This is a genomic window from Comamonas aquatilis (assembly GCF_965139575.1).
Taxonomy (GTDB): domain Bacteria; phylum Pseudomonadota; class Gammaproteobacteria; order Burkholderiales; family Burkholderiaceae_C; genus Comamonas; species Comamonas aquatilis.
This window is the reverse complement of the sequence record NZ_CBCSIW010000010.1, coordinates 16,460-43,158: the sequence shown is the minus strand read 5'-3', so window position 1 is coordinate 43,158 and position 26,699 is coordinate 16,460. Positions and strand designations below refer to the sequence as shown.

General features: G+C 64.3%; 20 protein-coding genes. 12 read left to right on the top strand and 8 right to left on the bottom strand.

Annotated features, from left to right (window positions below):
- Position 1 precedes the first annotated feature (1 nt).
- Both ACNAZA_RS13270 and ACNAZA_RS13265 read right to left on the bottom strand, forming a co-directional pair.
- Positions 2–2,443, bottom strand: a complete 2,442-nt coding sequence (locus tag ACNAZA_RS13270) for an ATP-dependent DNA helicase (protein WP_415797036.1) — start codon at positions 2,441–2,443, stop codon at positions 2–4.
- A complete protein-coding gene (locus ACNAZA_RS13265; RefSeq protein WP_415797035.1) occupies positions 2,440–4,185 on the bottom strand; it encodes a VRR-NUC domain-containing protein in 1,746 nt (581 codons plus the stop codon). Before ACNAZA_RS13265 ends, ACNAZA_RS13270 begins: the two co-directional genes overlap by 4 nt.
- 220 nt (positions 4,186–4,405) lie before the next feature.
- Here ACNAZA_RS13265 and ACNAZA_RS13260 point away from each other — a divergent pair, with 220 nt between their 5' ends.
- Positions 4,406–5,206: a type 1 glutamine amidotransferase gene (locus tag ACNAZA_RS13260; protein ID WP_415797034.1), complete on the top strand. Its 801-nt coding sequence runs from the start codon at positions 4,406–4,408 to the stop codon at positions 5,204–5,206.
- A 39-nt stretch (positions 5,207–5,245) separates the two neighbouring features.
- On the opposite strand, the gene ACNAZA_RS13255 is transcribed toward ACNAZA_RS13260, so the two are convergent.
- From ACNAZA_RS13255 to ACNAZA_RS13235, 5 genes are all read right to left on the bottom strand, one after another.
- A complete protein-coding gene (locus ACNAZA_RS13255; RefSeq protein WP_415797098.1) occupies positions 5,246–6,274 on the bottom strand; it encodes a patatin-like phospholipase family protein in 1,029 nt (342 codons plus the stop codon).
- A 43-nt stretch (positions 6,275–6,317) separates the two neighbouring features.
- Complete coding sequence (gene ligA / locus ACNAZA_RS13250; RefSeq protein WP_415797033.1) at positions 6,318–8,456, bottom strand: NAD-dependent DNA ligase LigA; 2,139 nt, start codon at positions 8,454–8,456, stop codon at positions 6,318–6,320.
- A 56-nt stretch (positions 8,457–8,512) separates the two neighbouring features.
- The gene (locus ACNAZA_RS13245) at positions 8,513–9,853 is read right to left on the bottom strand and encodes a cell division protein FtsZ (protein WP_415797032.1); all 1,341 of its coding nucleotides are present in this window, start codon (positions 9,851–9,853) and stop codon (positions 8,513–8,515) included.
- Positions 9,854–9,914: 61 nt separating this feature from the next.
- Complete coding sequence (gene smc / locus ACNAZA_RS13240) at positions 9,915–13,442, bottom strand: chromosome segregation protein SMC (protein ID WP_415797031.1); 3,528 nt, start codon at positions 13,440–13,442, stop codon at positions 9,915–9,917.
- A gap of 237 nt (positions 13,443–13,679) precedes the next feature.
- The gene (locus tag ACNAZA_RS13235) at positions 13,680–14,720 is read right to left on the bottom strand and encodes an AraC family transcriptional regulator (protein ID WP_415797030.1); all 1,041 of its coding nucleotides are present in this window, start codon (positions 14,718–14,720) and stop codon (positions 13,680–13,682) included.
- Positions 14,721–14,833: 113 nt separating this feature from the next.
- Here ACNAZA_RS13235 and ACNAZA_RS13230 point away from each other — a divergent pair, with 113 nt between their 5' ends.
- The 7 genes from ACNAZA_RS13230 (at position 14,834) to ACNAZA_RS13200 (ending at position 21,365) form a co-directional block, all read left to right on the top strand.
- The gene (locus ACNAZA_RS13230) at positions 14,834–16,018 is read left to right on the top strand and encodes a lipid-transfer protein (RefSeq protein ID WP_415797029.1); all 1,185 of its coding nucleotides are present in this window, start codon (positions 14,834–14,836) and stop codon (positions 16,016–16,018) included.
- Positions 16,019–16,028: 10 nt separating this feature from the next.
- Positions 16,029–16,469, top strand: coding sequence for a MaoC family dehydratase N-terminal domain-containing protein (locus ACNAZA_RS13225; protein WP_415797028.1), 441 nt, complete (start codon positions 16,029–16,031; stop codon positions 16,467–16,469).
- 10 nt (positions 16,470–16,479) lie between these two features.
- Complete coding sequence (locus ACNAZA_RS13220) at positions 16,480–16,893, top strand: MaoC family dehydratase (protein ID WP_415797027.1); 414 nt, start codon at positions 16,480–16,482, stop codon at positions 16,891–16,893.
- A gap of 23 nt (positions 16,894–16,916) precedes the next feature.
- The gene (locus ACNAZA_RS13215) at positions 16,917–17,747 is read left to right on the top strand and encodes an SDR family NAD(P)-dependent oxidoreductase (RefSeq protein WP_415797026.1); all 831 of its coding nucleotides are present in this window, start codon (positions 16,917–16,919) and stop codon (positions 17,745–17,747) included.
- Positions 17,748–17,749: 2 nt separating this feature from the next.
- The gene (locus tag ACNAZA_RS13210) at positions 17,750–18,904 is read left to right on the top strand and encodes an acyl-CoA dehydrogenase family protein (protein WP_415797025.1); all 1,155 of its coding nucleotides are present in this window, start codon (positions 17,750–17,752) and stop codon (positions 18,902–18,904) included.
- Between the two features lie 77 nt (positions 18,905–18,981).
- Complete coding sequence (locus tag ACNAZA_RS13205) at positions 18,982–20,538, top strand: acyl-CoA synthetase (RefSeq protein ID WP_415797024.1); 1,557 nt, start codon at positions 18,982–18,984, stop codon at positions 20,536–20,538.
- Entirely contained in the window at positions 20,538–21,365 is an 828-nt protein-coding gene (locus ACNAZA_RS13200) for an enoyl-CoA hydratase/isomerase family protein (RefSeq protein ID WP_415797023.1), read from the top strand. The genes ACNAZA_RS13205 and ACNAZA_RS13200 overlap by 1 nt, the downstream gene beginning before the upstream one ends.
- On the opposite strand, the gene ACNAZA_RS13195 is transcribed toward ACNAZA_RS13200, so the two are convergent.
- On the bottom strand, positions 21,329–22,282 hold the full coding sequence (locus ACNAZA_RS13195; protein WP_415797022.1) for a polysaccharide deacetylase family protein: 954 nt from the start codon (positions 22,280–22,282) through the stop codon (positions 21,329–21,331). The genes ACNAZA_RS13200 and ACNAZA_RS13195 overlap by 37 nt on opposite strands.
- Before the next feature lie 101 nt (positions 22,283–22,383).
- Here ACNAZA_RS13195 and ACNAZA_RS13190 point away from each other — a divergent pair, with 101 nt between their 5' ends.
- From ACNAZA_RS13190 to ACNAZA_RS13175, 4 genes are all read left to right on the top strand, one after another.
- On the top strand, positions 22,384–22,857 hold the full coding sequence (locus ACNAZA_RS13190; RefSeq protein ID WP_120967704.1) for a CopD family protein: 474 nt from the start codon (positions 22,384–22,386) through the stop codon (positions 22,855–22,857).
- 292 nt (positions 22,858–23,149) lie between these two features.
- On the top strand, positions 23,150–23,713 hold the full coding sequence (locus ACNAZA_RS13185; protein WP_415797021.1) for a MarR family winged helix-turn-helix transcriptional regulator: 564 nt from the start codon (positions 23,150–23,152) through the stop codon (positions 23,711–23,713).
- Between the two features lie 79 nt (positions 23,714–23,792).
- A complete protein-coding gene (locus tag ACNAZA_RS13180; RefSeq protein WP_415797020.1) occupies positions 23,793–25,277 on the top strand; it encodes an efflux transporter outer membrane subunit in 1,485 nt (494 codons plus the stop codon).
- 90 nt (positions 25,278–25,367) lie between these two features.
- The gene (locus ACNAZA_RS13175; RefSeq protein WP_415797019.1) at positions 25,368–26,690 is read left to right on the top strand and encodes an efflux RND transporter periplasmic adaptor subunit; all 1,323 of its coding nucleotides are present in this window, start codon (positions 25,368–25,370) and stop codon (positions 26,688–26,690) included.
- Positions 26,691–26,699: the final 9 nt, after the last annotated feature.

Here is a 26,699-nt window from a genome sequence, read left to right as displayed (position 1 = left end):
TTCAGCGAAAGCTGCCATGCTCCAGCCGCCACCATTTGGGCAGCAGCGCCTGGACATCCGCTCTCTGGAATCTGTCGTCCATCAGCACCACCACGCCGCGGTCGCTTTCGGTGCGAATCACGCGGCCGGCGGCCTGCACCACCTTGCGCAGACCGGGGTAGAGGTAGGTGTAGTCATAGCCCTGGGCCTGCCTATGCGCCTGTTTATGTGCCGCATCACGGCCCCAATAGTCATCAAGCGCCTGCTTCATGGCCTCGTTCACCGGGTTGACCTGGGGCAGACCCAGCGTGGCGACAAAAGCGCCTATCAAGCGGCTGCCGGGCAGGTCCACACCTTCTGAAAACACCCCGCCCAGCACCGCAAAGCCTATGCCCCGCCCGCCTTGTACAAAGCGCGCCAGAAACTGGGTGCGGCTGGCATCGTCCATGGCCGGGGTCTGGCTCCACATGGGCAGGCCGGGGTGAAGCCTGGTCAACTCCTGCGCCACCTGCTGCAGATAGTCGAAACTGCTGCAAAAGCACAGATAGTTGCCCGGCTGCAGCGCAAACTGGCGCGCCACGATATCGGCAATCGGTTGCAAAGAGGCCTGGCGGTCGTGCCAGCGGGTAGAGATATGGCCGGCCACCTGCACGCTGAGCTGCTCGGCCTTGAACGGCGCATCCACCTCCAGCCAGGCCGTATGCGCGGGCAAGCCCAGCATGTCGCGGTAAAACTGCGGCGGACTCAGCGTGCCCGAAAACAGCACGCTGGTATGCGCGGCCGCATGGCGCTGCAGCAGATGGGGAGCGGGCAGCACATTGCGAATGCACAGCGTGGAAAACGGCGCCCGGGCGGCGGAGCCTGAGCGACCGGAACGGCCCGGCAGCGCCGTGGCCAGGTTGATGTCAAACAGCGCATGCGGCCCGAAAGCCTCGGCCAGCGACTGAAACTGCAGCAGCTCCCAATACAGGGCCAGCACCGGATCGGCAGGCGGCAGGGGCTGATCGGCCTGCACTTCGGCAATGGCGCTGATCGCACGCTGCACGGCGTTCAAAAGACTGCTTGGCGGCTCGGCATAGCTTTGGTAGTTGTGGTGCTGCACCTTGTTCAAGGCGTTCCAGGCCCGGTTGAGGCCGTCCAGCGCTTTTTTCACCCGGCCCCCAGCCTGCTTGCGCGCCGCATGCAGCACAAACTGCGAAAGCTCGGCCGTGTACATGCGCCGCGCACGGTCCAGCAGGTTATGGGCTTCGTCCACCAGCACGGCCGCCTTCCAGCCCTGGGCCTGGGTCAGCGCATACAGCATGGCGCAGCTGTCGTAGTAATAGTTGTAGTCGCCCACCACCACATCAGCCCAGCGCGTCAATTCCTGCATCAGGTAATAGGGGCAGATGCCATGGGCCAGCGCCACCGAGCGCACGGCCGGAGCGTCCTGCACAACCAGGCTTACCGCCTGTTCGCGTGCCGCAGGCAGGCGGTCGTAAAAGCCCTGGGCCAGCGGGCAGGAGTCGCCATGGCAGGCCTTGTCCGGGTGCTCGCAGGCCTTGTCTCTGGCTTGCAGGTCCAGCACCCGCAAAACACCGGGCGCTGTGGACTGCTGCAGCTGTGCCAGCGCATCCAGCGCCAGCGCGTGGCCGGTGGTCTTGGCAGTCAGAAAAAACAGCTTGTCCAGCCCCTGGCCCGGCATGGCCTTGAGCAGCGGGAAAATCGTGCCCAGGGTTTTGCCAATGCCTGTAGAGGCCTGAGCCATCAGGCTGCGCCCGCCGGCTTTGGTATCACCTGGCTTATCTTCTGGTTCATCGCCTGATCTGTCGCCTTGGCTATTCGCTGGCGCTGGCGATGCTGCCGTGCGATACACGGCCACAGCCAACTGCCGCTGCCCGGCGCGAAACTGCGCATGCGGAAAGTCCAGCGCCTGCAAGGCGGTGTTGCGCAGCGCCCGATGCGCCGCTTCGCCGCGCGCCCAAGCCAGGTAGCGCTGGCACTGGCTGTCGAAAAACAGCTGCAACTCATCGGCGGCGTAGAGGCTGCTGAGCACGGTTTCCTCGCCGCTGCCCACATGGAAATACACCAGCGCCACATTGATCTGCGCCAGCTGCCGCGCCTGGCACAGCAGATGCGCATAGACCTTGGCCTGGGCCCAGTGCAAAGCGCGGTGGTTGGGGCGTATGCCGTCCAGCGTGCCGCGATAGGTTTTGATTTCTTCCAGCCGGCAGGCTGCTGCATCAAAGCCATCGGCCCGCCCCTGAACCCGCAGGCCCAGGTACTGCCCGCCGAGGCTGATTTCAGACTCGTAGCCCGCGGCGCGGCGGCGGCGCACCGTGGCATGGCCTTCCATACCTTCCAGCGAAGTGGGCGAAGGCGTGAAGCGCAGGTCCAGATCGCCGCTGCGGGCCGTGAATTCGCACAGAGCGCGAACGCCGACCACGGCTGGCGCGCTGCTGTGATCGGTGGCTTCAGCGCTCAAGCGCCCTCCGCAGGCAGTCCATCACTCCACTGCACATGGCAGACGCTGACCGGCAGCCCATGGTCCGTGCAATACACCAGCCAGCGAATCTGGTTGTCCTGCAGTTTGTCGCCCGGCGCCTTGACTTCCACCAGTTCGTAACGCGGCCGTTCCTGCTCCCGCGCTGGCCAAAAGCGCACCAGATCGGGAAAGCCGGTGCGGTTGCCCTTCACATCCTGCAGCAGCCGGGCAAAAAACAGCTGCAGATGGGCGGCCGGAATGCAGTCCAGCGCCAGAGCCAGCAACTCCTCGCTCAGCGTGCCCCAAAAGACAAACGGCGACTGCAGGCCCTGCTTTTCGGCAAAGCGCTGGGCAATCACGCGGCGGTAGCTGCCGTCTGCCAGCGCCTGCAAACAGGCATCGAACAGCTCCTGGCGGCGCGGCACAAAATCGGGGGCACTCAGATCGGCCGGGCCGCTTTGAAAAGGGTGAAAAAACGCGCCCGGCAGCGGCGCAAAGATGGCGGGCCAGCACAGCAGGCCAAACAGCGAGTTGATCAGCGCGTTCTCCACATAGAACACCGGCGCCTGCTCAGACTGCCAGTGATCGCGCAGCGCGTACTCCACGGCCATCGGCTCGGCCGGCAAAGCCAGCGTCACATCAGAGCGCAGCCCAGCCACGGCAGGGGCCAGTGCGGCCGCACGCCGGCGTTTCTCCTGGGCTGCGCCCGCCCCTGTGCTGCGACGCAGGCGCGGCAGCATGCGGGCAATGCGCTGAGCTTCTTCCTCACTTTCAGGAGCAGATTGTGCAAGCTCGGCAAGGGCTAGCGCTTGATTGAACTGTTCAAGCCGCTCCAGCATCCGAATCTGGCGGTGGCGCGCACCCGGGTAGTTGCAGCGCGCATAAAGGCTCTGGGCCAGGGTCCAGTTCTGTGCCCGCTCGCAGGCCTGGCCCAGCTGCAGCAAAATCTTGGCGCGGCGCTTTTCCAGCCAGGGGTTGGCGCTCTGGTATTGAGCCAGCGACTCACCGAGCGCCGCCACGTCCGCGCCTTCGTCCAGCGCCTGGCGGCAGGCCGAAAGCGCCAGATAGACATCCACATCGCAACGCTGCTGAAATGCCCGCGAGCCGGCATCGAACGCCACGCTCTCATAGCGAAACACGCCCAGATCGGCCAGCACAAACTCCGACCAGTCCTGGTAGAGATTGCCAAAGAACATCAGCCTGAAGCGCTCGCACAGCTCGCCCACCATCAGGCGCCAGACCGGCTCGGCGGCCTGCGGGTGCCACTGGGCATAAGCTCTGTCGCCCTGGTGAGCGCTTTGCACCAGCGCCAGCATTTCGCTTTTGCGCAGGCTGGGACTGATGGTGAAGCTGATAGCAGGACTGGTGTCGGGGCTGGTATCGAGGCTACAGGGAAAATCTCTCAGAATCTGCAGCAGCTCGGGCTTGGTGTGCAAGCCGAACAGTTCGGCCGCCGTCATGTGCTGAGCATCGTCAATCCAGCCTTCCTGGCGCAAAGGCTGGGCCGCATCGGCCAGCGCGGGGATTTCCTCATACACCAGCTTGCCGGCCCTGAACCAGGGCCCGCGGCGCATGATCATGCGCACCAGCAGCGCCTGCGAGGCCTGGGGCAGCTGGGCAAAGCGCGTCATGAACTGCAGCTCTTGGGCGTTGAGCAGATCGCCATAGCGCTGGCCCAACCAGTCCAGCGCACGCTGAAAGTTGTGCAGATAGTAAAAGCGATGGGGGGGCGGCGTGCTCACGCGATCACCTGAGAGGAGTGAAATCGGTTTAACTGTGAATTTATACAGTTGATCATAGCAAAGCCGCCAAACCCCATTTAAAAGCCAGCCTCAAGCCGCCCTCATCCCATGCGCTTGATGCAATCTTGATAGCAGGCTGCGCAATCCATACAAGGGCTTGATGGCGTGATTCCTATATTCAAGGCCTCACCACCACGGGCGGCTGTGCCCCGCCTCTTGTATGAAACCTGTCGCCATCCTCCAGCATGAAGCTTCGCAAGGCCCTGGCATCTTGCTCGATCATCTGCGCCAGCAAGACCTGGCCTATGTGCTGATAGACCCCTGCGCCGAGGGCTCAGCACCGGCCCATGCACGAGACTACAACGGCATCATCGTGCTGGGCAGCAACCACTGCGCCAACGAGCAACTGCGCTGGATTGAAGATGAACGCTGCCTGCTGCAAAACGCGCTGGCCTGCGATGTGCCGGTGCTGGGCCACTGCTTTGGCGCGCAGATGCTGGCCCGCGCCATGGGTGCCCGCGTCTGGCGCAACCCCTGCCCCAATATAGGCTGGAGTTCGATATGGACCACGCGCGAAGCCCAGCAACAGATGCACCTGCCCAGCCAGGCCACCATCTTCAACTGGCATTACGACACTTTTGAAATCCCCAAAGGCGCCAGCCGCACCATGGTGGGCACGCATTGCCTGAACAAGGGCTTCCGCCATGGACGCCATTGGGCGTTTCAAGGCCACCTGGAGGTGACGGAGCAAAGCATCAAGCAGTGGTGCCGCACCGGCCATGAGGAATTGCTGCTGGCGCACGGCCCCGGGGTGCAGAGCGAGGCGCAGATTCTGTCCCAGCTGCCTGTCCATCTGGGCCAGTTGCATGCCATGGCGCTGCGCAGCTACAGCGCCTGGACGGCTCAGCTGCGACCAGGCCATTCACCGCATTTATTGGAACAAAAAACCGACCCAGCCCTTGATTATCAATCGCCTCTAGCTAGACAAACCATAGCAATATTGGCGCAAGCCACGCGCTAGAGCAGCGGTCAGCCACGCATCAAAGCCGGCACAGCGACTCTAGACGCCCCAGTCCTTCAAGCTCGGCAGCACCGCCTTGGCGGCAGCATAGCCTTCATCGATGGCTTCCCGGGCCCGATGAAAGTCCAGCAGGCCGATATGCGCCACCTTGGGCGCGATCAGCACTTCGGAGGGATCGCCCGCCATGCGGCTGCGCGTGATGCGCATCTGCATGATGTTGACGCTGGACATGACCACGTTGAGCAGCGAGGGAATGTTCTGCTGCAGCTCTTCATCGCTTTTGTGAATGCCGCGCTTGAGCACCGAGGAGGAAAACGACTTCACGCTGGTCATGGAGCTTTTCCACTTGCCGCTCCAGCCCATGGGCGGCACATTGGCATGGAACATGCCCGCAGGCGGCTCCAGATCGGTGAAGGCCGGTTCCGGCTCGGCCGCTTGCTGGGCCTGCGGTTTGCCGGGCCTGGCCGCAGCTGCGCCCATGCCGACCGCATTTCTGTTACGGCGCATGAGGTCGGCATTCAAATCCACGGCAATCACCACATCGGCGCCCATGGCCCGCGCCAGCGAGACCGGCACGGGATTGACCAGACCGCCATCCACCAGCAAGCGCCCGTCGCGAATAACCGGCGTGAACAGGCCGGGCAGAGCAATCGAGGCGCGCACGGCATCTGCAATCGAGCCTTTGCGCAGCCAGACTTCGGCGCCGGTATGCAGATCGGTGGCCACGCAGCCAAAGGGGGCTGCCAGCTCCTCCATGGTTTCCTGCACAAAATGCTCGCGCCAGAACTCGATGATTCTCTCGCCCTTGAGCATGCCGCTGCCCAGGTTGAAGTCCATAAAGCCAAAGACCTTGCGCATGCCCAGGCCCAGCACCCACTCCTCGAAACGGTCCATCTCCCCGGCCGCATAGGCGGCGCCGACCAGAGAGCCTATGGAGGTGCCGCAGACGATATCGGGCTGGATACCGGCCTCGCGCAGGGCGCGCAGCACGCCAAAGTGGGCCCAACCGCGTGCCGAGCCACTGCCCAAAGCCACGCCCACCACGGGTTTACGTGCAATCACGGTGATACATCCCTCTTGTTCTGCGTCGCCGCAGCATTGTCTTTGTCCATCAGGCGGCCGGCGATGCCGGCGTCTGGCCCCTGAGCAACGCCAGCATACCGGCTTCGTCCAGCACGGCCACGCCCAGCTCCTGGGCCTTGACCAGCTTGCTGCCGGCCTCGGCCCCGGCCACCACATAGCTGGTTTTCTTGCTCACCGAGCCGGAGACCTTGGCCCCGGCCGCCTCCAGCATATCCTTGGCCTCGTCGCGCGAGAGCGTGGGCAGAGTGCCGGTCAGCACCACCGTCATGCCGGCCAGCACCTGGGCCGCCTTCTCGGGCGGTGCACCCTCTTCCCAGTGCACGCCGCAGGCCCGCAGCTGCTCCACCACCTCGCGGTTATGAGGCTGGGCAAAAAAAGTGTGAATGCTGTCGGCCACCACCGGCCCCACGTCGGGCACCTGCAGCAAGGCCTCGACATCGGCATCCATGATGGCGTCCAGCGTGCCGAAGTGGCGCGCCAGATCCTTGGCCGTGGCCTCGCCCACATTGCGTATGCCCAGGCCGAACAGAAAGCGCTGCAGCGTGGTGTGCTTGGATTTCTCCAGCGCCGCCAGCACGTTCTGGGCCGATTTCTCCGCCATGCGGTCCAGAGACGCCAGGGCCGTCAGCCCCAGGCGATACAGATCGGGCAGGACCTTGACCACCTGGGCGTCCACCAGCTGATCGACCAGCTTGTCGCCCAGGCCTTCGATGTCCATGGCGCGACGGGCCGCGAAGTGCAGGATTGCCTCCTTGCGCTGCGCGCCGCAGAACAGCCCGCCCGTGCAACGGTGGTTGGATTCGCCCTTCATGCGCACCACGGCGCTGCCGCAGATGGGGCAGTTTTTGGGCATGTGAAAGTTGGGCACATAGGCGGCACGCTCGCCGGGCACACGCCCTACGACCTCGGGAATCACATCGCCCGCCCTGCGAACGATGACGGTATCGCCTACGCGCACGCCTTTTTTGCGGATATCAAAGATATTGGACAAGGTGGCGTTGGTCACGATCACGCCGCCCACGGCCACGGGCGCCAGTCTGGCCACGGGCGTGAGCTTGCCGGTGCGCCCCACCTGCACATCGATGCTTTCCATCAGCGTGGGCATTTCCTGGGCCGGATATTTGTGGGCCACGGCCCAGCGCGGCTCGCGTGACTTGAAGCCCAGCTGGCGCTGCAGCGCCAGAGAATTGACCTTGTAGACCACGCCGTCGATCTCGTAGGGCAGAGCATCGCGCTCGGCACCCAGGCGCTGGTGAAACGCTACCAGTTCAGAAGCACCGCGCGCAACACACACCTGGGGTGCAACCGGAAAACCCCATGATTTCAGCGTTTGCAGCATGGCGTAATGCGTGCCGAAATCCGGCCCGCCTTGCGCAGGCGGCGTGATCTCGCCCAGACCATAGGCAAAAAACGACAGCGGCCGCTGGGCGGCAATGCCCGAATCGAGCTGGCGCACCGAACCGGCCGCCGCATTGCGCGGATTGGCAAAGGTCTTGGCTCCGGCCGCGCTCTGGCGCTCGTTGAGCTTTTGCAGATCGGCGCGGCCCATATAGACTTCGCCCCGCACTTCGACCACGGGCGGCACGCCCTGGTCTTTGGGCAGAGACAGCGGAATCTTGCGGATGGTGCGGATGTTGTGCGTCACATCCTCACCCACCTCGCCGTCGCCGCGCGTGGTGGCCTGCACCAGCACACCGTTCACATAGCGCAGATTCATGGCCAGACCGTCGAACTTGGGCTCGGCCACATATTCCACAGCGGGCGCGCTCTCATCGAGCCCCAGCTCCTTACGCACGCGGGCATCGAATGCCAGGGCGCCGCTGGCCTGGTTGTCGGTTTCCGTCTGGATGCTGAGCATGGGCACGGCATGGCGCACCGGCTGCAGGCCGTCAAGCACCGCGCCAATCACGCGCTGCGTGGGCGAATCGGGGGTGATCAGAGCCGGGTAAGCGCCTTCCAGCGCTTCCAGCTGCTGGTAGAGGCGGTCGTATTCGCCATCGGGCACGCTGGGCTCGTCGAGCACGTAATACTCGTGCGCCCACTGGTTGAGCTGGGCCCGCAGCTCGGCCACCTTGGTCAGCACTTTTTCGGGCGCTATGCTTTGCGTAGCATCTGGCGCATTCCTGGCGGGCGGTTCAGCGGAAAAAAGGTCTAGGTTCTCGGTCATGCGCTATCCGCCGGGGGAAATCAAAAAAAGGGGCCAGAAAATCTGGCCCTGGGCTGTCAGCTGAACAGGCGCCGCGCCAGCAGCGAACCTGCGGAAAGCTCGTGGCTGTCGAGCTTGTCATACAGCAGCTCCAGATCGTGCTGAATCGGGTCCAGCGCCGAGACCGGCAGCAGATAGCCGTTCTGGTCGCAGAGCACGCCGTCCATGGTCTGGCACATCTGCTCGGCCACCTGGCGCAAATGGGCAAAAGGCTGTTCGCCGCGCGGCACCTGGGCCACATCTAGGCTGATCAGGAATTCGCGCACCACGGACTGATCGAGATCGTCAGCCACCGCCGCCTGCGGATCGTAGTTGAGCACCAGCACCGGCGGCATGCCGACATTGGGCGAAGGCAAAACCATGCGCCCCGGCATGGAGCTGGGCACAAAGCCCTGGCGGCCGGCGTTTTGCTGCACATAGCCGGCGCTCCAGGAGGCCTGACGGGCGCGGATCATGAAGCTCAGCTGGGCATCGTGCTCGCTGGCGAACTGGTCGAGCTCGCGGGCACGCGAGACTTCGTTGAGCATATCGGGCAGATCGGGCAGCGCGCTCAAGGCGTCGGCAAAGCGCTGGGTCTTGGCCACGAACTCCGAGAACTCGATCTCGTTGAGTGCGCCCGTGCGGTTGGCCAGTTGCACTCCGGACTGGAAACCCAGATAGCGCTGACCGGCCTGCAGCGGCTCCCACTGACGGGTCTGCTGGTTCATGCCTTCGATGGCAAAAGGCTTGTTGCCGGCGCGGCGTGTGCTGGGCTGGGCCTGCATGGCCACTTCGCCGGGCACGGCCTGACCGACCTGGATCGGGGCAATGGCATCGATCAGCGCATCCAGATGGCCTCGACGCTCCATGGAAGCGGCCGGCGGCACGGAAGCGGCCAGCGGAGCCTCGGTAAACACCGGCTCCTGCTTGGCGCCTGCCATGTTTGCCTGCTGGGCCATGGCGGCATCGGTGCGCAATGCCGTGGCACCGGACTGCAGCTCATCCTCCATCTCGCCATGGGCCGTGGCCACAACGTGACGCTGCTGCTCGGCATGGGCCTCCTGGGCCACCAGCCTGGCCAGCTCGGCATCGGTCTCGGCAAAGCGGCCGCCCGCCTCGGGCATGGGCAGCGGCTCGGCGCCGGGCACGGCCTTGCTGAAGTCGCCCAGCACGGGTTCGTGCTGGTATTTGGTGAGGTCGGAAGTGTGGCCTACGGTGTCCATGCCGGGTTCGTGGCGCAAGGGATCGGCCTGCGCTGCCTCGTCAACCGGCTCGGAGCGCTTGGGCGCGTTGCGGCGGGCAGACCAAGAGTTGTAGGCAACGATCAGGACCAGCAGCACAACGCCCACAACGGCCAGACTGATTTGCAAGTTACTCATTTGGAAAAAAGAGGTTCAAACGGTCAACAGGTTGGGATAGGGACTGCGAGGAGCATCCCCCTCAGGATAGCTCAGCCATGGACAAAGCGGACTCCATGTCCACGGCAACAATTCGTGAAACACCTTGCTCCTGCATGGTCACGCCGATCAGCTGACCGGCCATTTCCATGGCGATCTTGTTGTGACTGATGAACAGGAACTGCGTGCCCTTGCTCATGCTGTACACCAATTTGGCATAGCGTTCGGTGTTGGCGTCGTCCAGCGGCGCATCCACCTCATCGAGCAAACAGAAAGGCGCGGGGTTGAGCTGGAAGATGGCAAACACCAGGGCAATCGCCGTCAGCGCCTTCTCTCCGCCCGAGAGCAGGTGAATCGTCTGGTTCTTCTTGCCGGGCGGCTGGGCCACCACCTGCACGCCGGAATCCAGAATTTCGTCGCCCGTGATCACCAGCTTGGCCTGACCGCCGCCGAACAGCTCGGGGAACATGCGGCCGAAGTGGCGGTTCACGATCTCGAAGGTGCCGGACAGCAGCTCCCGCGTTTCCGCGTCGATCTTCTTGATGGCCTCTTCCAGGGTGTTCATGGCGCGGGTCAAATCGTCCACCTGCGCATCGAGGAAGATCTTGCGCTCGCTGGCCAGCGCCAGCTCGTCGAGCGCTGCCAGATTCACCGCACCCAGGGCCGCAATTTCGCGGTGCAAGCGGTCGATTTCGCCCTGCAGACCGTGCATGCGCACATTGCCCTCGGCAATGGACTGGGACACGGCCGCCAGATCGGCCTCGGCTTCGGTCAGCAAATTGCTGTACTGCTCAAGACCCAGGCGGGCAGCCTGTTCCTTGAGCTGGAATTCGGTGATGCGCTGACGCAGCGGATCCAGCGCTTTTTCCAGGCTCTGGCGGCGCTCGTCGCTGGCGCGCAGCTTGTTGGTCAGGTCGTCGTATTCGCTGCGGCGCTCGGCCACGTCTTTTTCGCGCTGCATCTTCAAATCCAGCGCATCCTGCAAGCCGCCCTGGGCGGCCGCATCGGTCAGGCGAGCAAGCTCATCCTGGGCGCGCTGCTGCTCCTCGGCCAAGGCCTTGGTCTGCTGGCTGGCAGTCTCGATGGTGCGCGACAGCTCGGAGCGGCGTGCATGCAGGCTGCGCTGCGAGAACGTGGCTTCCTGCGCCTGGCGCTCCAGACTGCGCAGCTGCTCGCGCGATTCGTTAAGGCGGCGCTCAGCCTCCAGCACCTTGTCGCCCAGCTGTGCATGACGCTCCTGGCTGTCGGCCAGCTGCATATCCAGCTCTTCAAAGCGGGCCTCGGCCGAGACTTTGCGCTCCTCGATATCGGACAGCTGGGCCTCCACCTCGGACAGGTCGGCCGTGATCTGCGCATTGCGGGCCCGGGCCTGCTCGGCCAGCTGGGACAGGCGCAAGGTTTCGACCTGCAGCTCATGGGCGCGGCTCTGGGCCTCGGTGGCTTCGCGGCGCGCTGAGACCAGACGCTGCGAGGCATCGGCATAGGCGCTTTCGGCTCTTACCAGGGTGGACCGCGACTCCTCGGCAATCAGCGCCTGGGCGCGGACTTCTTTTTCCAGGTGCTCGATTTCCTGGGCCCGGGCCAAGAGGCCGGACTGCTCGGAATCCTGGGCATAAAAAGTCACGCTATGTGCGGTAACGGCATGGCCGGTAGGCACGTAAATGATTTCGCCGGCCTGCAGCTGATCGCGCTGGGTCAGGGCTTCATCAAGCGTGGGCGCGGTAAAGCAGCCCGTCAGCCAGTCCACCAGCACCGCATGCAGGCCGTTGTTGCTGACCTTGAGCAGATCGGACAGGCGCGAGAAACGGCCGCCCGCTGGCGAGTTGCCTGCCTGCGGCGGGCTGAAAAAGGCCAGACGGGCCGGCGGCGCATCGTGGCCACCCGACCCCAGAAAGCCGCGCACCATATCCAGGCGACCCACTTCCAGCGCGCCCAGGCGCTCGCGCAGCGCGGCTTCCAGGGCATTTTCCCAACCGGACTCAATGGCGATGCGGCTCCACAGACCTTGCATGCCGTCCAGACCGTGCTTGGCCAGCCAGGGCTGGAGCTTGCCGTCGGTCTTGACTTTTTCCTGCAGGGCTTTCAGGGCCTCCAAACGTGCCGACAGATCGGCATGGCGGCGGTTTTCCTGGTTCACGGCCTGCTGGCGCGTGCGGCGGTCCTCGTCGAGCTGTGGCACGCTTTCCTGCAGTTCGTTGAGCACGGCAGCCGCCATCTCGGCCAGCTCCTGCGCTTCGGCCAGCTGGGTTTGCAGATTCAGCAGGCGCGCCTCGTCGGGGGTTTGCAGTGCGTTGCGGTCGCTGCGCAGGCGCTCGAAGCGGCTTTCGAACTGGCGGCGCTGCTCGTCGAGGCTGCGCTGCTCGGCGGCCAGTACCTGAATTTGCTGCTGCACCTGCACCACGGAGCCGCGCTGGTCGCTATCGGCCTTCTGGGCATGGCGCAGCGCATCTTCCAGATCGGGCAGGCGCATGGTCTGCTCTTCGACCTGGGCGGCCAGCATTTCGGCCTGCTCTTCGGCATTCATGCCCTGGCCTTCGATATTCTCGATCTCGCCCTGGGCTTCCTCGTTGCGGCTGTTCCACAGCAGCACCTGCTCGGCCAGTTGCTGCAGACGCTGGGTGACGCGCTGGCGGCCTTCGACCACATAGCGGATTTCGGCCTCCAGCCTTCCCACTTCGGCCGTGGCTTCATACAGCCTAGCCTGGGACTGATTCACCTGATCGCTGGCGTCGTAGTGGGCCTGTCGCAGGGTCTCCAGTCCGCTTTCGTTGTTGCGGATGTCGGCCATGCGCTCTTCGAGCTCGTTGACGACCTTCAGGCCTTCAACGCGCACCCGGTCCTGCTCGGCCTCGGCCTCGCTGCGCTTCATGAACCACAGCTGATGCTGCTTGAGCGTGACCTGGGCATTGAGCCCGTTGTACTTGGCCGCCACCTCGGCCTGCTTTTCCAGCTTGTCGAGGTTGGCGTTGAGCTCGCGCAGAATGTCTTCCACGCGGGTCAGATTTTCGGTGGTCGCCGAGAGGCGGTTCTCGGTTTCGCGGCGGCGTTCCTTGTACTTGGAGACGCCGGCGGCTTCTTCGAGGAACAAGCGCAGCTCTTCGGGGCGCGACTCGATGATGCGGCTGATCGTGCCCTGGCCGATGATGGCGTAGGCGCGCGGCCCCAGGCCCGTGCCCAGGAACACGTCCTGCACGTCACGACGGCGCACGGGCTGGTTGTTGATGAAGTAGCTGCTATTGCCCTCGCGCGTGAGCACGCGCTTGACGGCGATCTCGCCAAACTGGCCCCACTGGCCGCCGGCCCGGTGGTCGCTGTTGTCGAAGGTCAGCTCCACGCTGGCCCGGCTCGAAGGCTTTCTGTGCGTGGTGCCGTTGAAGATCACGTCCTGCATGGACTCGCCGCGCAGCTCGCTGGCCTTGCTCTCGCCCAGCACCCAGCGCACCGCGTCCATGATGTTGGACTTGCCGCAGCCGTTGGGGCCGACCACGCCCACCATCTGGCCTGGCAGGACGAAGTTGGTGGGTTCGGCAAAGGATTTGAAGCCGGAGAGCTTGATGGAATTCAGGCGCACGGTGTCAGAGGCGGTCTAGCGAGCAGCTTTATGTGGGAGTCAGAAACGGAAAAACCGGCTGCGCCGCAGATGGTTTGAAAAACGACCAAACCCGCAACACGCAACCGATAGGCAATGGCGGGAATCATAACGCGCTCCGCCGCCCGGGAAGCCAAGTTCCATGGACTTCAAAAATCATAGCATCTTGCGCATATCCAACCGGCGCCCCCAGTCAATTTCCCTCTAAAGCTGCACATTTCAGGCCTGCAGCGGCCGCGAGCGGTACATTCCTGGCGGGCTGCCAGTCCAGCCTTTGAAGGCACGCTGAAAGGCGGCAGCGTCGGCAAAGCCCAGGTCGGCAGCCAGATCCGTGAAGCTGGCCTGGCTGGTGCCCAGGCGGGAGACGGCAATATCGCGACGCAGCTCGTCCTTGATGGCCTGAAACGAGGTGCCTGCCAACGCCAGCTTGCGCTGCAGCGTGGGCGGCGACATATGCAGGGCGCAGGCCGCTGCCTCCAGCCCCACCCAGGCCGGGCGCGATTGCAGCAAATGGGCATGGACCCTGGACTCTATGCTGTCGCCGCCACGGCTGTGGATGACGGCCGCCGAGGGCCAACTGGCCACAAAGCGTTGCAAGGCCTGCTCGTCGCGGCTGCAGCAGCGCTGCAAAACGGCCGCATCAAACCAGAACGCCGAGGCCTGCTGATCGAAGCGCAGCGGAGCGGGAAAGGTCTCGCCATAGTCGCCGGCATAGTCGGGGCGGGCAAAGGCAAAGTCAAAGCGCTGCACCTTGAGCGAGCCGCCCAGCAGCCAGGCCGTGATGCGCCACAGCACGCGCAGGGAAAACTCGTGCCGGAAATTCGGCTGCGGCTCCGAGCCCAGGGGTTGCAGGCAAATACCGACCTGCGCGTCCTCGCGCACCAGGCTCAGTTCCAAGTTGTCCTGCAGCAGGCTGAAGGCCTGGCACATCCGGCGCAGCGCAGGCTCTGCATGGCGTTCGGTCAGCGCCAGCCTGGCAATCAGCTCCAGGCTGCCGCGCTTGAGCGGGCGCGAGAACTGGCCTAGCGCTTCGTCGCCCAGTGCCTCCAGCACCCGCCACATCAGGGCAATGTACTGGTCGGAAGTGACGCGCGCGCCCTCTTGCGCCAGCAAGCCGGGCGCAATGCCTGCGCGCTGCAAAAAGCCGTCGGGACTGTGGCCGCGACGGCTGGCACCGGCCACGATACCGCGCACCAAGGCCATGGAGACGGTGAAGGGAGCTGCCTTGGCAGCGGTTGCGGTCGCGGGTTTCGCTGGCATGCGCTTTGAAGATTGAGGTCTTTTGACATACGAACGATGCCCTCCGCCATGGGCTGGCGCATCGGTAATTTCTACGATGGCTGATCTCTTTTCAAGCGACCAGGAGCAATTTCATGAGCCGTGATGTGTTTGTGGCGGGCGTCGGCATGATTCCTTTTGCTAAACCGGGCAAAAGCGAGCCCTACTTTCAGATGGGTTCCACCGCCACCCGGCTGGCCCTGGCCGATGCCGGCCTGGCTTATGGCGCCCTGCAGCAAGCCTATGTGGGCTATGTCTATGGCGACTCCACGGCCGGTCAGCGCGCCTTGTACGAGGTGGGCATGTCCGGCATTCCCATCGTCAACGTCAACAACAACTGCTCCACGGGCTCCACGGCGCTGTTTCTGGCCCGCCAGGCCGTGGCCAGCGGCGCGGCCGACTGCGTGCTGGCCCTGGGCTTCGAGCAGATGAACCCCGGCGCGTTGGGTTCGGTCTATAGCGACAGGCCCAGTCCTTTCGACCGCTTCGACCAGGAAACCGATGCCCTGGTCGGCCAAAGCGATATTCCCCTGGCCCTGCGCTACTTTGGCGGCGCGGGCAAAGCCCATATGCAGGAGTTCGGCACCCAGCTGTCGACCTTTGCCAAGATCCGCGCCAAGGCCAGCCGCCATGCGGCGCGCAATCCGCTGGCCCTGTTTCGCACCGAAGTGAGCGAGGAGGAGATACTGGCCGCGCCCATGCTGTGGCCCGGCGTGATGACCCGCCTCATGGCCTGCCCGCCCACCTGCGGCGCGGCCGCCGCCATCGTGGTCTCGGAGACATATGCCAGACAACACGGCCTGGACCACAGCGTGCGCATACGCGCCCAGGCCATGACCACCGACGGCCCGGAGACTTTCGCGGCCCACGATATGCGAGAAGTCGTGGGTTTTGGCATGGCCCAGGCCGCCGCGCGGCAAGTCTATGAGCAGGCCGGCATAGGCCCAGAAGATGTGCAGGTGGTGGAGCTGCATGACTGCTTTGCCCATAACGAGCTGCTCAGCTACGAAGCCCTGGGCCTGTGCCCCGTGGGCGGGGCCGAGAAATTCGTCTGCGATGGCGACAACAGCTATGGCGGCAAATATGTCACCAACCCCTCGGGCGGCCTGCTCTCCAAAGGCCACCCGCTGGGCGCCACGGGCCTGGCCCAGTGCACCGAGCTGGTTCAGCAGCTGCGCGGCAAGGCCGCAGACCGCCAGGTGGCCAATGCCCGCCTGGCCCTGCAGCACAACCTGGGCCTGGGCGGGGCCTGCGTGGTAACGCTCTACGAGCGCGTGTAAGGAGAGCCGGATGATTGACAAGAAATGGATAGGCCACGAGCTGCCGGCTTCCACTATCACCCTGGACCGGGGGCGTCTGCGCTTTTTTGCCAAAGCCATTGGCGAGACGGCAGCCCTCTACACCGATGTGGAGGCGGCGCGGGCCGCAGGCTATGCCGATCTGCCCGCGCCGCCCACTTTTGTGTTTGCCGCCGAGCTGGACTCGGGTGCGGTGGATCAGTTGCTGGCCAGGCTCGAGGTGCCGATTGCCAAGATCCTGCATGGCGAGCAAAGCTTCAGCTACCACCGCGTGGCCTGTGCCGGCGACACCCTGACCGTGCAATCCACCGTGGACGACATCTACGCCAAGAAAAACGGAGCCTTGGAGTTTGTCGTGAAATCCTCGCGCGCCACCAATCAACACCACGAACTGGTGGCCGAGATGCGCTCCGTCATCGTGGTCCGCCACTGAGGAACACCGCATGAGCACACCCCGATTCGACACCGTGCAGGTAGGCGATCTGCTGCCCGTCTTGCAGCTGGAACCCCTCAGGCGTAGCACGCTGGCCCTGTTTGCCGGCGCCTCGGGCGATCACAACCCGATTCATATCGACATCGACTTTGCCCGCCAGGCCGGCATGTCCGATGTGTTTGCCCACGGCATGCTGGGCATGGCCTGGTTGGGGCGCTTGCTCACCCAGTGGGCACCCCAGTCCCAGCTGCGCCAGTTCGAGGTGCGGTTTCTGGGCATAACCCATCTGGCCAATGCAGTCAGCTGCAGCGGGCGCATTGCCGAAAAGCGCGACAGCGACCGCTGCGTGCGGGTGCAGCTGCAAAGCACCAACCAGCACGGGCAAACCAAGATCTCGGGCGATGCCTGGGTGGCTTTGCCATGAATATCCGAAAAAAGGAGAGCGGCATGAATGCCAAACTGCAGGACAAAGTGGCTCTGGTTTCAGGTTCGGGTCGCGGCATAGGGCGCGCCATCGCGCTGAAGCTGGCCTCCGAGGGAGCGCGGGTGGTGGTCAACGACCTGGACGCCGCCCCGGCCGAGGAGACCGTGGAGCTGATCCGTGCCCAGGGTGGCCAGGCCGTGAGCTGCGTGGGCAACGTGACCCACACCGACTTTGTCGAGCGTTTCATAGACACGGCCGTGCAGCATTACCAGGGCCTGGACATCATCGTCAACAACGCAGGCTACACCTGGGACAACGTGATTCAGAAAATGACGGACGAGCAGTGGTATGCCATTTTGGACTGTCATCTGACGGCTCCGTTTCGCATACTGCGGGCGGCCCAGCCGGTGATCAAGCAACTGGCCCATGCCGAGACGCAAGCCGGCCAGCGCGTGATGCGCAAAGTGGTCAACATCTCCTCGGTGGCCGGGCTGTTCGGCAATGCCGGCCAGAGCAACTATTCCGTGGCCAAGGCCGGCATTACCGGCATGACCATGACGTTGGCCAAGGAATGGGGGCGCATGAACGTCAACGTCAACTGCGTGGCCTTCGGCCTGATCAAGACCCGGCTGACCAGCTCGGCGGCCGACGGCGACACCGCGCATATTGAGGGACGCGACATCAAGATAGGCGTCAACCCCGGCCTAATGGCGGCCATGGAGCAGATGATCCCGCTGGGGCGCGGCGGCACGCCCGAGGAAGCCGCCGGCGCCGTCTATCTGTTTTGCCAACCTGAGTCGGACTACATCAGCGGCCAGACCCTGATGTGCACCGGCGGCCTGACGGGGATCTGAGCATGCTGCCGCAACTGCACCAGCATCCCTGGATGGATGCCGAGATCGAAGCCTTTCGCGAGCAGGCTCGACGCTACATCACACGCGAGCTATGCCCTCAGCTGCCTCAATGGCGGGCCCAGGGCTATGTGCCGCGCGAGGTCTGGCGCGGCTTTGGCCAACACGGTTTTCTGTTGCCCGAGATGGACGAGCAATGGGGCGGCGGTGGTGGCAATCTGGCCTACCAGCTGGTGGTGCAGGACGAGCTGACCCGGGCCGAGGTGCCGGCCATCACCGGCGTGCACACCATTGCCGCGCATTACATCAAAGCCTATGGAACGCCGGAGCAAAAGCAGCGCTGGCTGCCTCAGCTGTGTAGCGGCCAGATGCTGACCGGCATTGCCATGACGGAACCCAGCGCGGGCTCGGACCTCAAGGCCTTGCGCACCCGTGCCGAAAAGCAAGGCGACAGCTATGTCATCAACGGCTCCAAGACCTTCATCACCAACGGATTCACCGCCAACTTGCTGGTGGTGGCAGTGCGCACCGGCGATGCGGGCAGCGCCGGCGTATCGCTGCTGGTGCTGGAGACGGAGGACCTGCCGGGCTTTCGCGTGGGCCGCCGACTGGAGAAGATAGGCCAGCATGCCTCTGACACCGCCGAGCTGTTCTTTGAAGACGTACGCGTTCCCGCCAGCCACCTGCTGGGCGGTGTGGAAGGCCAGGGTTTCAAGCAGCTCATGAGCCAGCTGCCTTATGAGCGCATGCTGCTGGGTGTGGCGGCCGCCTCCGCCATAGAGCGGGCGGTGGAGCTGACCGTTGACTACACCCGCCAGCGCCAGGCGTTCGGCCAGGCGATTGCCGATTTTCAGAACACCCGCTTCAAGCTGGCCGAATGCGCCACGCTCGCCCATGTGGTGCGCAGCTTTGTCAATGACTGCATTCAGCGTCTGCTGGACGGCAAACTGGACAACGAGGCGGCCTACATGGCCAAGTGGTGGTGCAGCGAACAGCAATGCCGGGTAATGGACGAATGCCTGCAGCTGTTTGGCGGCTACGGCTATATGCAGGAGTACCCGATTGCCCGCATGTATGCCGATGCCCGCATCCAGAAAATCTACGGCGGCACCAACGAAATCATGAAGGACCTGATCGCCCGCAAGCTGTTTGCCCATTGAGCTGGCGCCGCAGCACGAAGCGGCCGCATTTTGTGTACTCCCACCACCTCGTAGTCCCACTGCCAGAAAGGTTTGCCATGTATCTCACCCAGAGTCTGCGCCGCTCCATGCAGCAGCAGCCCCATGCCACGGCCACCATCTACAACGGCCGCAAGCGCAGCTTCGAAGCCATGGGCCAGCGGGTGGCCCGGTTTGCCGGCGCCTTGCGCGCGCTGGGCGTGCAGGCCGGCGACCGCGTGGGTATTCTGAGCCTGAACTCCGACTGGTATCTGGAGTACTACCTGGCCAGCTACTGGGCCGGTGCGGCGGTCAACCCCATCAATATCCGCTGGAGCGCCGGTGAAATCGCCTACTCGCTGGACGACTGCCAGACACGGATCTTGCTGGTCGACGACACGTTTTTGCCGCTGCTGCCTGAAATCCGCCAGCGCAGCCAGGCCCTGCAGACGCTGATCCACATGGGAGAAGGCCCGCCCCCCGAAGGTCTGCTGTCCTTCGAGGCCCTGGTTGCCGCTCATGAGCCCGTGGAGGACGCGCTGCGCAGCGGCGATGATCTGGCCGGAGTGTTCTATACCGGCGGCACCACGGGCTCGCCCAAAGGCGTGATGCTGTGCCACCGCAACCTCTACTCCAATGCGATTGCTGCCGTCACCGAAGGCATCACCAGCCGCGCCAGCATAGGCTTGCATGCCGCTCCCATGTTCCACCTGGCCGACGGCGCTTTCATGAACGCCTTGCTGGCCTGCGGCGGCTGCCATGTGATGGTGCCGCGCTTTGATCCCGTGAACGTGCTGCAGACCATGGAGAGCGAAGGCGTGACCGATGTGCTGCTGGTGCCCACCATGGTGCAGATGCTGGTGGATCATCCCGATGTGGCCCGGTACGACCTGAGCCGGCTGCAAATGCTGCTCTACGGGGCCTCGCCCATCTCCGAAGGTGTGCTGGACCGGGCCATGAAAACCTTGCCCAATGCCGGCTTCACCCAGGCCTACGGCATGACGGAGCTGGCCCCGATTGCCACCATACTCAGCCCCGAGATGCACCGCCAGGCCGGGCGCGCCAAGGGCAGGCACCGCAGCGCGGGCCGGGCCACCGTGTGCTGCGAAGTCAGGATTGTCGACCCCGACGGCCGGGAGCTGCCGCTGGGCGAGGTGGGCGAAGTGGCGGTGCGCGGCCCCGGCGTGATGCTGGGCTACTGGAACAAGCCCGCCGAAACTGCGGCCGCCATCCGCGGCGGCTGGATGCACACGGGCGACGGCGGCCGCATGGATGAGGACGGTTATGTCTTCATCGTGGACCGACTCAAGGACATGATCGTCACCGGTGGCGAAAACGTCTACAGCGTGGAAGTGGAAAGCGTGATCGCCACCCATCCTGCCGTGGCTACCTGTGCCGTCATCGGCGTGCCGCATGAACAATGGGGCGAGCAGGTACATGTCTTCATCGTGCGCAAGCCAGGCCAGGCGCTGGAGGCCGCCGAGCTGATGGAATTTTGCAAGCTGCACATTGCCACGTACAAATGTCCGCGCGATGTCTCCTTCATTGAAGCCATGCCCTTGTCCGGCGCGGGCAAGATACTCAAGACCACGCTGCGCGCGCCGTTCTGGACGGACAGAGAAAGAAAGGTGGCCTGATGGCTACTACACCGCTTCACTGGGAGATCCGCAACCGCGTGGGTCATATCGTGCTCAACTGCCCCGAGCGCGCCAATGTCATAGACGCCAGCCTGGCCCAGGCGCTGGCCCGGGTGGTCAGGCAAGCCGACAGCGCCGCCATAGGTGCGGTGCTCATCAGTGCCAGGGGCAAGCAGTTCAGCGCCGGCGGCGACATCGCCGCCTTTGTGCAGCACCGCTGGGAGCTGGAACCCATGATTGCGCAGATGCTGGAGCTGCTGCATCCCACCATGCACCAGCTGGCCCAGCTGCCCATGCCGGTCATCAGTGCCATCCAGGGTTCGGTGGGCGGCGGCGGCATAGGTCTGGGTCTGTGCGCCGATATGGTTCTGGCCTCCACCAGCGCCTATCTGCGCGGCGGCTACTCGGCCATTGGCCTGAGCCCGGATCTGGGCGTTTCCTACTATCTGACGCGGCGGGCAGGTGCGGCCAGGGCCAAGTATCTGCTCATGAGCAACCAGGTCTTGAACGCCCAGGAATGCCTGCGTCTGGGCCTGTTTGACGAGCTCCATGCGCCCGATCAGCTGCTGGCAGCCGCCACCCAGCTGGCCGAGAGCCTGGCCGCCGGTCCGGGCAATTCACTGGCAGGCATCAAAAAACTCTGTAATTCGGCCATGAATCACGGCCTGAAAGAGCATCTGGATGCCGAGCGCGACGCCATGCTGGCCTGCGCCCGCAACCCCAGCAGTCTGGAAGGCGTGAACGCCTTCATGGAAAAGCGGCCAGCGGTCTTTGCGCCGCAATACGAGCGTCAAAGCCCCAGCGCATCCAGCACAGGCTTTTCATAGGCATCGCTCTCGGCCGGATAGCGCAAGCCCTTGAGGCCCTGTTTTTTTGCCAGCGACCAGACCAGGCTTTCCCCGGCAGGCAGCACATCGGGGGCTTGTTCATAAACGCTGTCGGCATAGGCTTCGCTGGGGTCGATCAGCTTCCAGCCCGCCTCGCGCAGGGCGGCGATCACATCGTCCAGAAACAAGGCGTTGATAGTGTTGGTGTGCAGCAGCAGCACATGGTCCACCTCGCGCCCCATGGTCTGGCGCGCCAGCCCCGCGTAATAGCGGGCGCGGTCCAGCACATGGCGTATATAGGGCTGCTTGAACGCTTGGGGCGCCTGGCCCGGATGCGCGGCCATCCAGGCGCGCAGCCGCTGGTCGTAATACCAGTCGCTGGCGTCAATCGTCACCGCGCCCGAGCCATAGTGGTGCGCAGACAGCCACTGGCGCACGCCATCGCGCTTGGCCAGGGTATCGCCCTCCTTGAGATATGGAAACCGATAGCGCCTGGCCCAGCTGGGCAAACGGGCCAGCAGGCTTTCATTGCGCTCCATATCGGAGAGATAGGCATCGAGCGAAACATCGACTCTGCCCAGATTCAGATGGGAATAGCTGTGGTTGCCCACCTCATGCCCTTGCTGCAGCCATTGCGCCACCAGGTACATGCCGTCCTGGCTGTCCACCCGGGCACCGGCCACGAACAGAATGCTTTTGACCTCGTTGTCCTTGAGGGTCTTGAGCAGTTGGTTGTTGAGTTCGCGGGCATTTGCCAGTTGATCGGGGTTGTAGCCGTCATCAAAACTCAGCGCCAGCCGCTGGGCCCGTGCCGAGGGCAGCATGAGCGCACAGACCAGGCAGGCGATCAAGGCGGTGACAGCGGGGCGAATCAGGAGCATGGGCAAAGACTTGAGCGATGGGGTGTGCCACATCATGCCCAAATACCGCAGCAGCCGCAGCCTGTGCGCGCTTGCTGCAAGAATGGGCGGCTCTGCGCAGCTCCTCTATTACAAGCCTATTACCAACACCCACCACCATGCTCTTCATTCTTCTCAAAGCCCTGCACCTTGTGTCCATCATCATCTGGGTGGGCGGCATGTTTTTTGCCCATTTCTTTTTGCGCCCTGCCGCGCAAAACCTGCAACCGCCCGAGCGCGTGCAGCTCATGCATGAGGTGCTGCGCCGCTTTTTCGCGGCCGTGACGGTCATTGTGGTCCTGGTGCTGGCCACCGGCGTGGGCATGATCGGCAGCATCCACTCCATGGCCGCCCAGGCCGGCAGCAAGTTCAATATGCCGCTGTCGTGGATGGTGATGAGCGCGCTGGGCCTGGTGATGATGGCCGTCTTCGGCCATCTGCGATTTGCGCTCTTCAAACGCCTGGATACCGCCGTGAAGGCCAAGGACTGGAAAGCCGGCGGCGCAGCCCTGGCCAGCATTCGCCAGTGGGTGGCGCTGAATCTGGCCCTGGGCCTGGTGATCGTGATCGTGCTGCGCGTTCCCCTGCCCTGATCCGCGCCCCTAGGCATCCGAAGTCAAGCCCGGTCCTGCGAATGCAGGCCGGGCTTTTTTGTTGGCTGCGGCTTCATGCCGGCCCGCGCTTGTTTCAGCTCATATCGGCGCATAGCCCTTCTTAAACATATGCATAAAGCTATTGTTTTTGAAGCATCCAGTATTTTGACCATGAGCGCTGCAGGATTTTTTGAAGCCAGGGACTGCACAAAGAAACTAGCCTGAGCAATAATTGCCTCCACAATCATTGATCAGTCAAACATTATCCAATGCCGGCACTGTCACCGTACCCATGAGCAGCCCCATCATCGATCCCGAGAACGAAGCCACGTTCTTCTACCAGTCAGGCCAGTACGCGCCCCAGCAAAGCGTGGGCTTTCTCATGCGCCGCGTGCTCAGCTCCATCCTGCAGCTGGCCGACGCCCAGCTGGCCGAACACGGCATGACCTATGTGCAATGGCTGCCGCTGTACAAGCTGCTGATCTGCCAGGACACGACCAGCGCCGCGCTGGCCAAGGATCTGGGCATGGACCCGGCCTCCGTCACCCGCGCCCTGGATCGCATCGAGGCCAAAGGCCTGCTGCGACGCGAGCGCTCCACCACCGACCGCCGCGTGGTGCATCTGGTGCTGACCGACGAAGGCCGCCGCGTGGCGGTAGAGGTGCCCAAGGTACTGTCCAGAGTGCTCAACTGCCATCTGGCAGGTTTCAGTCACAGCGAGTGCGAGCTGATGCTGTCCATGCTGCAGCGCATGCTGGCCAATGGCGATGCACTGCGCGAAGCCCTTGCCGGCGCGGCGCCAGCGCCAGCAGCCGCTGCGCAGTCGGACGATGGCCCGCCTAGCGCTGCCACCTGAGACTTGCCACCCGCTTCGTCTGCCCGATTTCGCTCTCCCAGCTTTTGAAAACCATACAAAACAAGAAACGCTGATTTCCATGTCCTTGTCCAGACACACTGCGCGCTTTGCGCCATCCTCTTTTTTCGCCGTCTCGGCGCTGTGCGCAGCACTGACGCTGGCCGGCTGCGCCTCCCAGGGGCCCGATCACGCTGCGGCCCCGCGGCTGAACGCCAGCCAGCTAGGCCTTGCCGACAATCAGCAAGCGGGCCAGACGCCGGATCAGGCCGCCAATGCCGCCCTGCCCGCTGCCGACTGGTGGACGGCCCTGGGCGACGCCCAGCTCAACACCCTGGTAGGCCAGGCTTTGCAAGGCAGCCCCAGCCTGGCAGCCAGCAATGCCCGCTTTGACAAGGCCGCCGCACTGGCCGACGCCGCCGGCACGGCCACCGACGTGCGCGGCACCCTGAGCGCCGATGCCACGCGCCAGCGCTACACGGCCAACGGCATGATTCCGGCCCCCATTGCCGGCCATGTCTACAACAGCGCCAATGTGCAGGCCGGCCTGTCCTGGGCGCCCGACTTTTTCGGCAAGCACTCGGCCGAGCTGCAGTCTGCCCTGGGCCAGGCCCGTGCCGCCAAGGCCGATAGCGCTGCCGCCGCCAACCAGCTGGCTGCCCAGGTGGCGCGCAGCTATGTGGCCCTGGCCCGCTTGATTGAACAGAAAAATGTGGCGCAGCGCACGCTGGATCAGCGCCAGTCGCTATTGAACTTGAGTCAGCAGCGCACCCAGGCCGGGCTGGACAGTCAGGTGGAGCTAACCCAGGCCCAGGCCGGTTTGCCCGATGCACGCACGCAAATCGAAATGCTGGCCGAGCAAATCACCCTGGCGCGCCGCACCATTGCCGTGCTCTGCGCCCAGGCCCCCGATGCCCAGGCCACGCTCAGCCCCCGGCTTTCGGCCCTGAAGCTGCAGACCGTGCCCCAGGTGCTGGGAGCCGATCTGCTGGGCCGCCGCCCCGATGTGGTGGCAGCCCGCTGGCGGGTGGAAGCGGCCGGCAGCGGTATTGACGCGGCCAAGGCCGACTTCTACCCCGACGTGAACCTGACCGCCTTTGTGGGCCTCAATGCGCTGGGTTTTGACAATCTCTTTCAGGCCGGCTCGCGCCAGATGGGCGTGACGCCCGCGCTGCGCCTGCCGATTTTCGACGGCAAGCGCCTGCGCGCCCAGCTGCGCGGCAAACAGGCCGATCTCGATACCGCCATTGCCCAGTACAACGGCGTGGTGCTCGATGCCGTCAAGCAAGCCGGCGACGCCATTGCCTCGGTGCAATCGCTGCAGCGCCAGCAAGTACTGCAAACCGAATCTCTGGCCAAGGCCGAGCAAGCCTATGCCTTTGCCGTGCAGCGCTACCAGGCCGGCCTGGGCACGCAGATCACCGTGCTCAACACCGAAACCCAGCTCATCAACCAGCGCCGCCTGGCGGCAGACCTGCTCTCACGCCAGCTCGACACCCGTGTGGCCCTGATGGCGGCCCTGGGCGGGGGCTGGCAGGACAGCAGCCTGCAGCTGAGCGAACGCTGAACAGCCGACTGACGAAACCATTACCAGGGCCATGCCCCAAGGCACAGGCCCGGTCGCAAAACCAGACTCATAGATAACAAAGCGCCCGAAATGACCGATAACAACCAAGCTTCCAAGACTCCTGCAGCTTCGGCTTCCCCCGCCGCCAACCCCACGGGCCGCCGCAAAGGCCTGACCATCGTGGCTGCGGCTGCAGTGGTCGGCGCCGTGGCCTGGGGCGGCTGGCACTGGATGGTGGCCCGCAACTACCAGACCACGGACAACGCCTATGTGGCAGGCAACGTGGTGCAGATCACGCCCCAGGTGGGCGGCACCGTGATCAGCATTGGCGCCGACGATACCGACTATGTGAAGGCCGGCCAGGTGCTGGTCCAGCTCGATCCTTCCGATGCCTTGGTGTCCCTGTCGCAGGCCGAGTCGCAACTGGCCCAGACCGCCCGCCAGACCCGCACCCTGTATGCCAACAATGCCCCGCTGGCCGCACAAGTGGCCCAGCGCGAAGCCGATCTGCTGCGCCTGCAGGCCGAAGCGGCCCGCGCCAGCGACGATGTGACGCGCCGCCGCCCGCTGACCGCCACCGGCGCCGTGGGCAAGGAAGAGTTTGACCATGCCAAGGCCCTGGCCACGGCGGCCAGCAATTCCGTGGTCGCCGCCCAGGCCGCCGTGCGCGCCGCCAAGGCCCAGCTGACGGCCGCCGAAGCCCAGACCAAGGGCACTACGGCCGAGGACTACCCTGCCGTCATGGCCGCTGCCGCCAAGGTGCGCGAAGCCTATCTGAACCTGCAGCGCACGCGTTTGCTCTCGCCCGTGGACGGCTATGTCGCCAAGCGCGGCGTGCAGCTGGGCCAGCGCGTGGCCGCGGGCTCGCCGCTGATGACGGTGGTGGATCTGCACGATCTGTGGGTGGATGCCAACTTCAAGGAAAGCCAGTTGGCCAATCTGCGCATAGGCCAGAAGGCAGAGCTGACCGCTGACGTCTATGGCGACAAGATCAGCTACCAAGGCACGGTGGTCGGCCTGGGCGCAGGCACGGGCGCAGCGTTTTCGCTGCTGCCGGCGCAAAACGCCACCGGCAACTGGATCAAGGTGGTGCAGCGCGTGCCCGTGCGCATCAGCCTGGCGCAAGACATGCTCAAGCAGCACCCGCTGCGCGTGGGCCTGTCCATGGATGTGAAGGTCGATCAGCGTGACCAGAATGGCCCGGCCCTGGCCAACGCCCCGCGCACCACGCCCGTGGCCCAGACCCGCGTCTATGAAGGCACGCTGGCCCAGGCCGAAGAGCGCATAGGCCGCATCATCGCCGGCGATACCGTGCCAAGCCTCAAGCATGTGGATGACAGCACCAGCGCATCGGCCACACCAGCAGCGGCTGCGGTACCCACAGCGCCAGCCCTTGAAGCGGCCGGCAAGTAAACAGGCATT

Bases quoted from the DNA above. Each gene is read 5' to 3' on its own strand.
- ACNAZA_RS13260 (WP_415797034.1), top strand. From the start codon at position 4,406: ATGAAACCTGTCGCCATCCTCCAGCATGAAGCTTCGCAAGGCCCTGGC.
- ligA (WP_415797033.1), bottom strand. From the start codon at position 8,456: ATGACCGAGAACCTAGACCTTTTTTCCGCTGAACCGCCCGCCAGGAAT.
- ACNAZA_RS13245 (WP_415797032.1), bottom strand. From the start codon at position 9,853: ATGAGTAACTTGCAAATCAGTCTGGCCGTTGTGGGCGTTGTGCTGCTG.
- ACNAZA_RS13235 (WP_415797030.1), bottom strand. From the start codon at position 14,720: ATGCCAGCGAAACCCGCGACCGCAACCGCTGCCAAGGCAGCTCCCTTC.
- ACNAZA_RS13230 (WP_415797029.1), top strand. From the start codon at position 14,834: ATGAGCCGTGATGTGTTTGTGGCGGGCGTCGGCATGATTCCTTTTGCT.
- ACNAZA_RS13225 (WP_415797028.1), top strand. From the start codon at position 16,029: ATGATTGACAAGAAATGGATAGGCCACGAGCTGCCGGCTTCCACTATC.
- ACNAZA_RS13220 (WP_415797027.1), top strand. From the start codon at position 16,480: ATGAGCACACCCCGATTCGACACCGTGCAGGTAGGCGATCTGCTGCCC.
- ACNAZA_RS13215 (WP_415797026.1), top strand. From the start codon at position 16,917: ATGAATGCCAAACTGCAGGACAAAGTGGCTCTGGTTTCAGGTTCGGGT.
- ACNAZA_RS13210 (WP_415797025.1), top strand. From the start codon at position 17,750: ATGCTGCCGCAACTGCACCAGCATCCCTGGATGGATGCCGAGATCGAA.
- ACNAZA_RS13205 (WP_415797024.1), top strand. From the start codon at position 18,982: ATGTATCTCACCCAGAGTCTGCGCCGCTCCATGCAGCAGCAGCCCCAT.
- ACNAZA_RS13200 (WP_415797023.1), top strand. From the start codon at position 20,538: ATGGCTACTACACCGCTTCACTGGGAGATCCGCAACCGCGTGGGTCAT.
- ACNAZA_RS13195 (WP_415797022.1), bottom strand. From the start codon at position 22,282: ATGATGTGGCACACCCCATCGCTCAAGTCTTTGCCCATGCTCCTGATT.
- ACNAZA_RS13190 (WP_120967704.1), top strand. From the start codon at position 22,384: ATGCTCTTCATTCTTCTCAAAGCCCTGCACCTTGTGTCCATCATCATC.
- ACNAZA_RS13185 (WP_415797021.1), top strand. From the start codon at position 23,150: ATGAGCAGCCCCATCATCGATCCCGAGAACGAAGCCACGTTCTTCTAC.
- ACNAZA_RS13180 (WP_415797020.1), top strand. From the start codon at position 23,793: ATGTCCTTGTCCAGACACACTGCGCGCTTTGCGCCATCCTCTTTTTTC.
- ACNAZA_RS13175 (WP_415797019.1), top strand. From the start codon at position 25,368: ATGACCGATAACAACCAAGCTTCCAAGACTCCTGCAGCTTCGGCTTCC.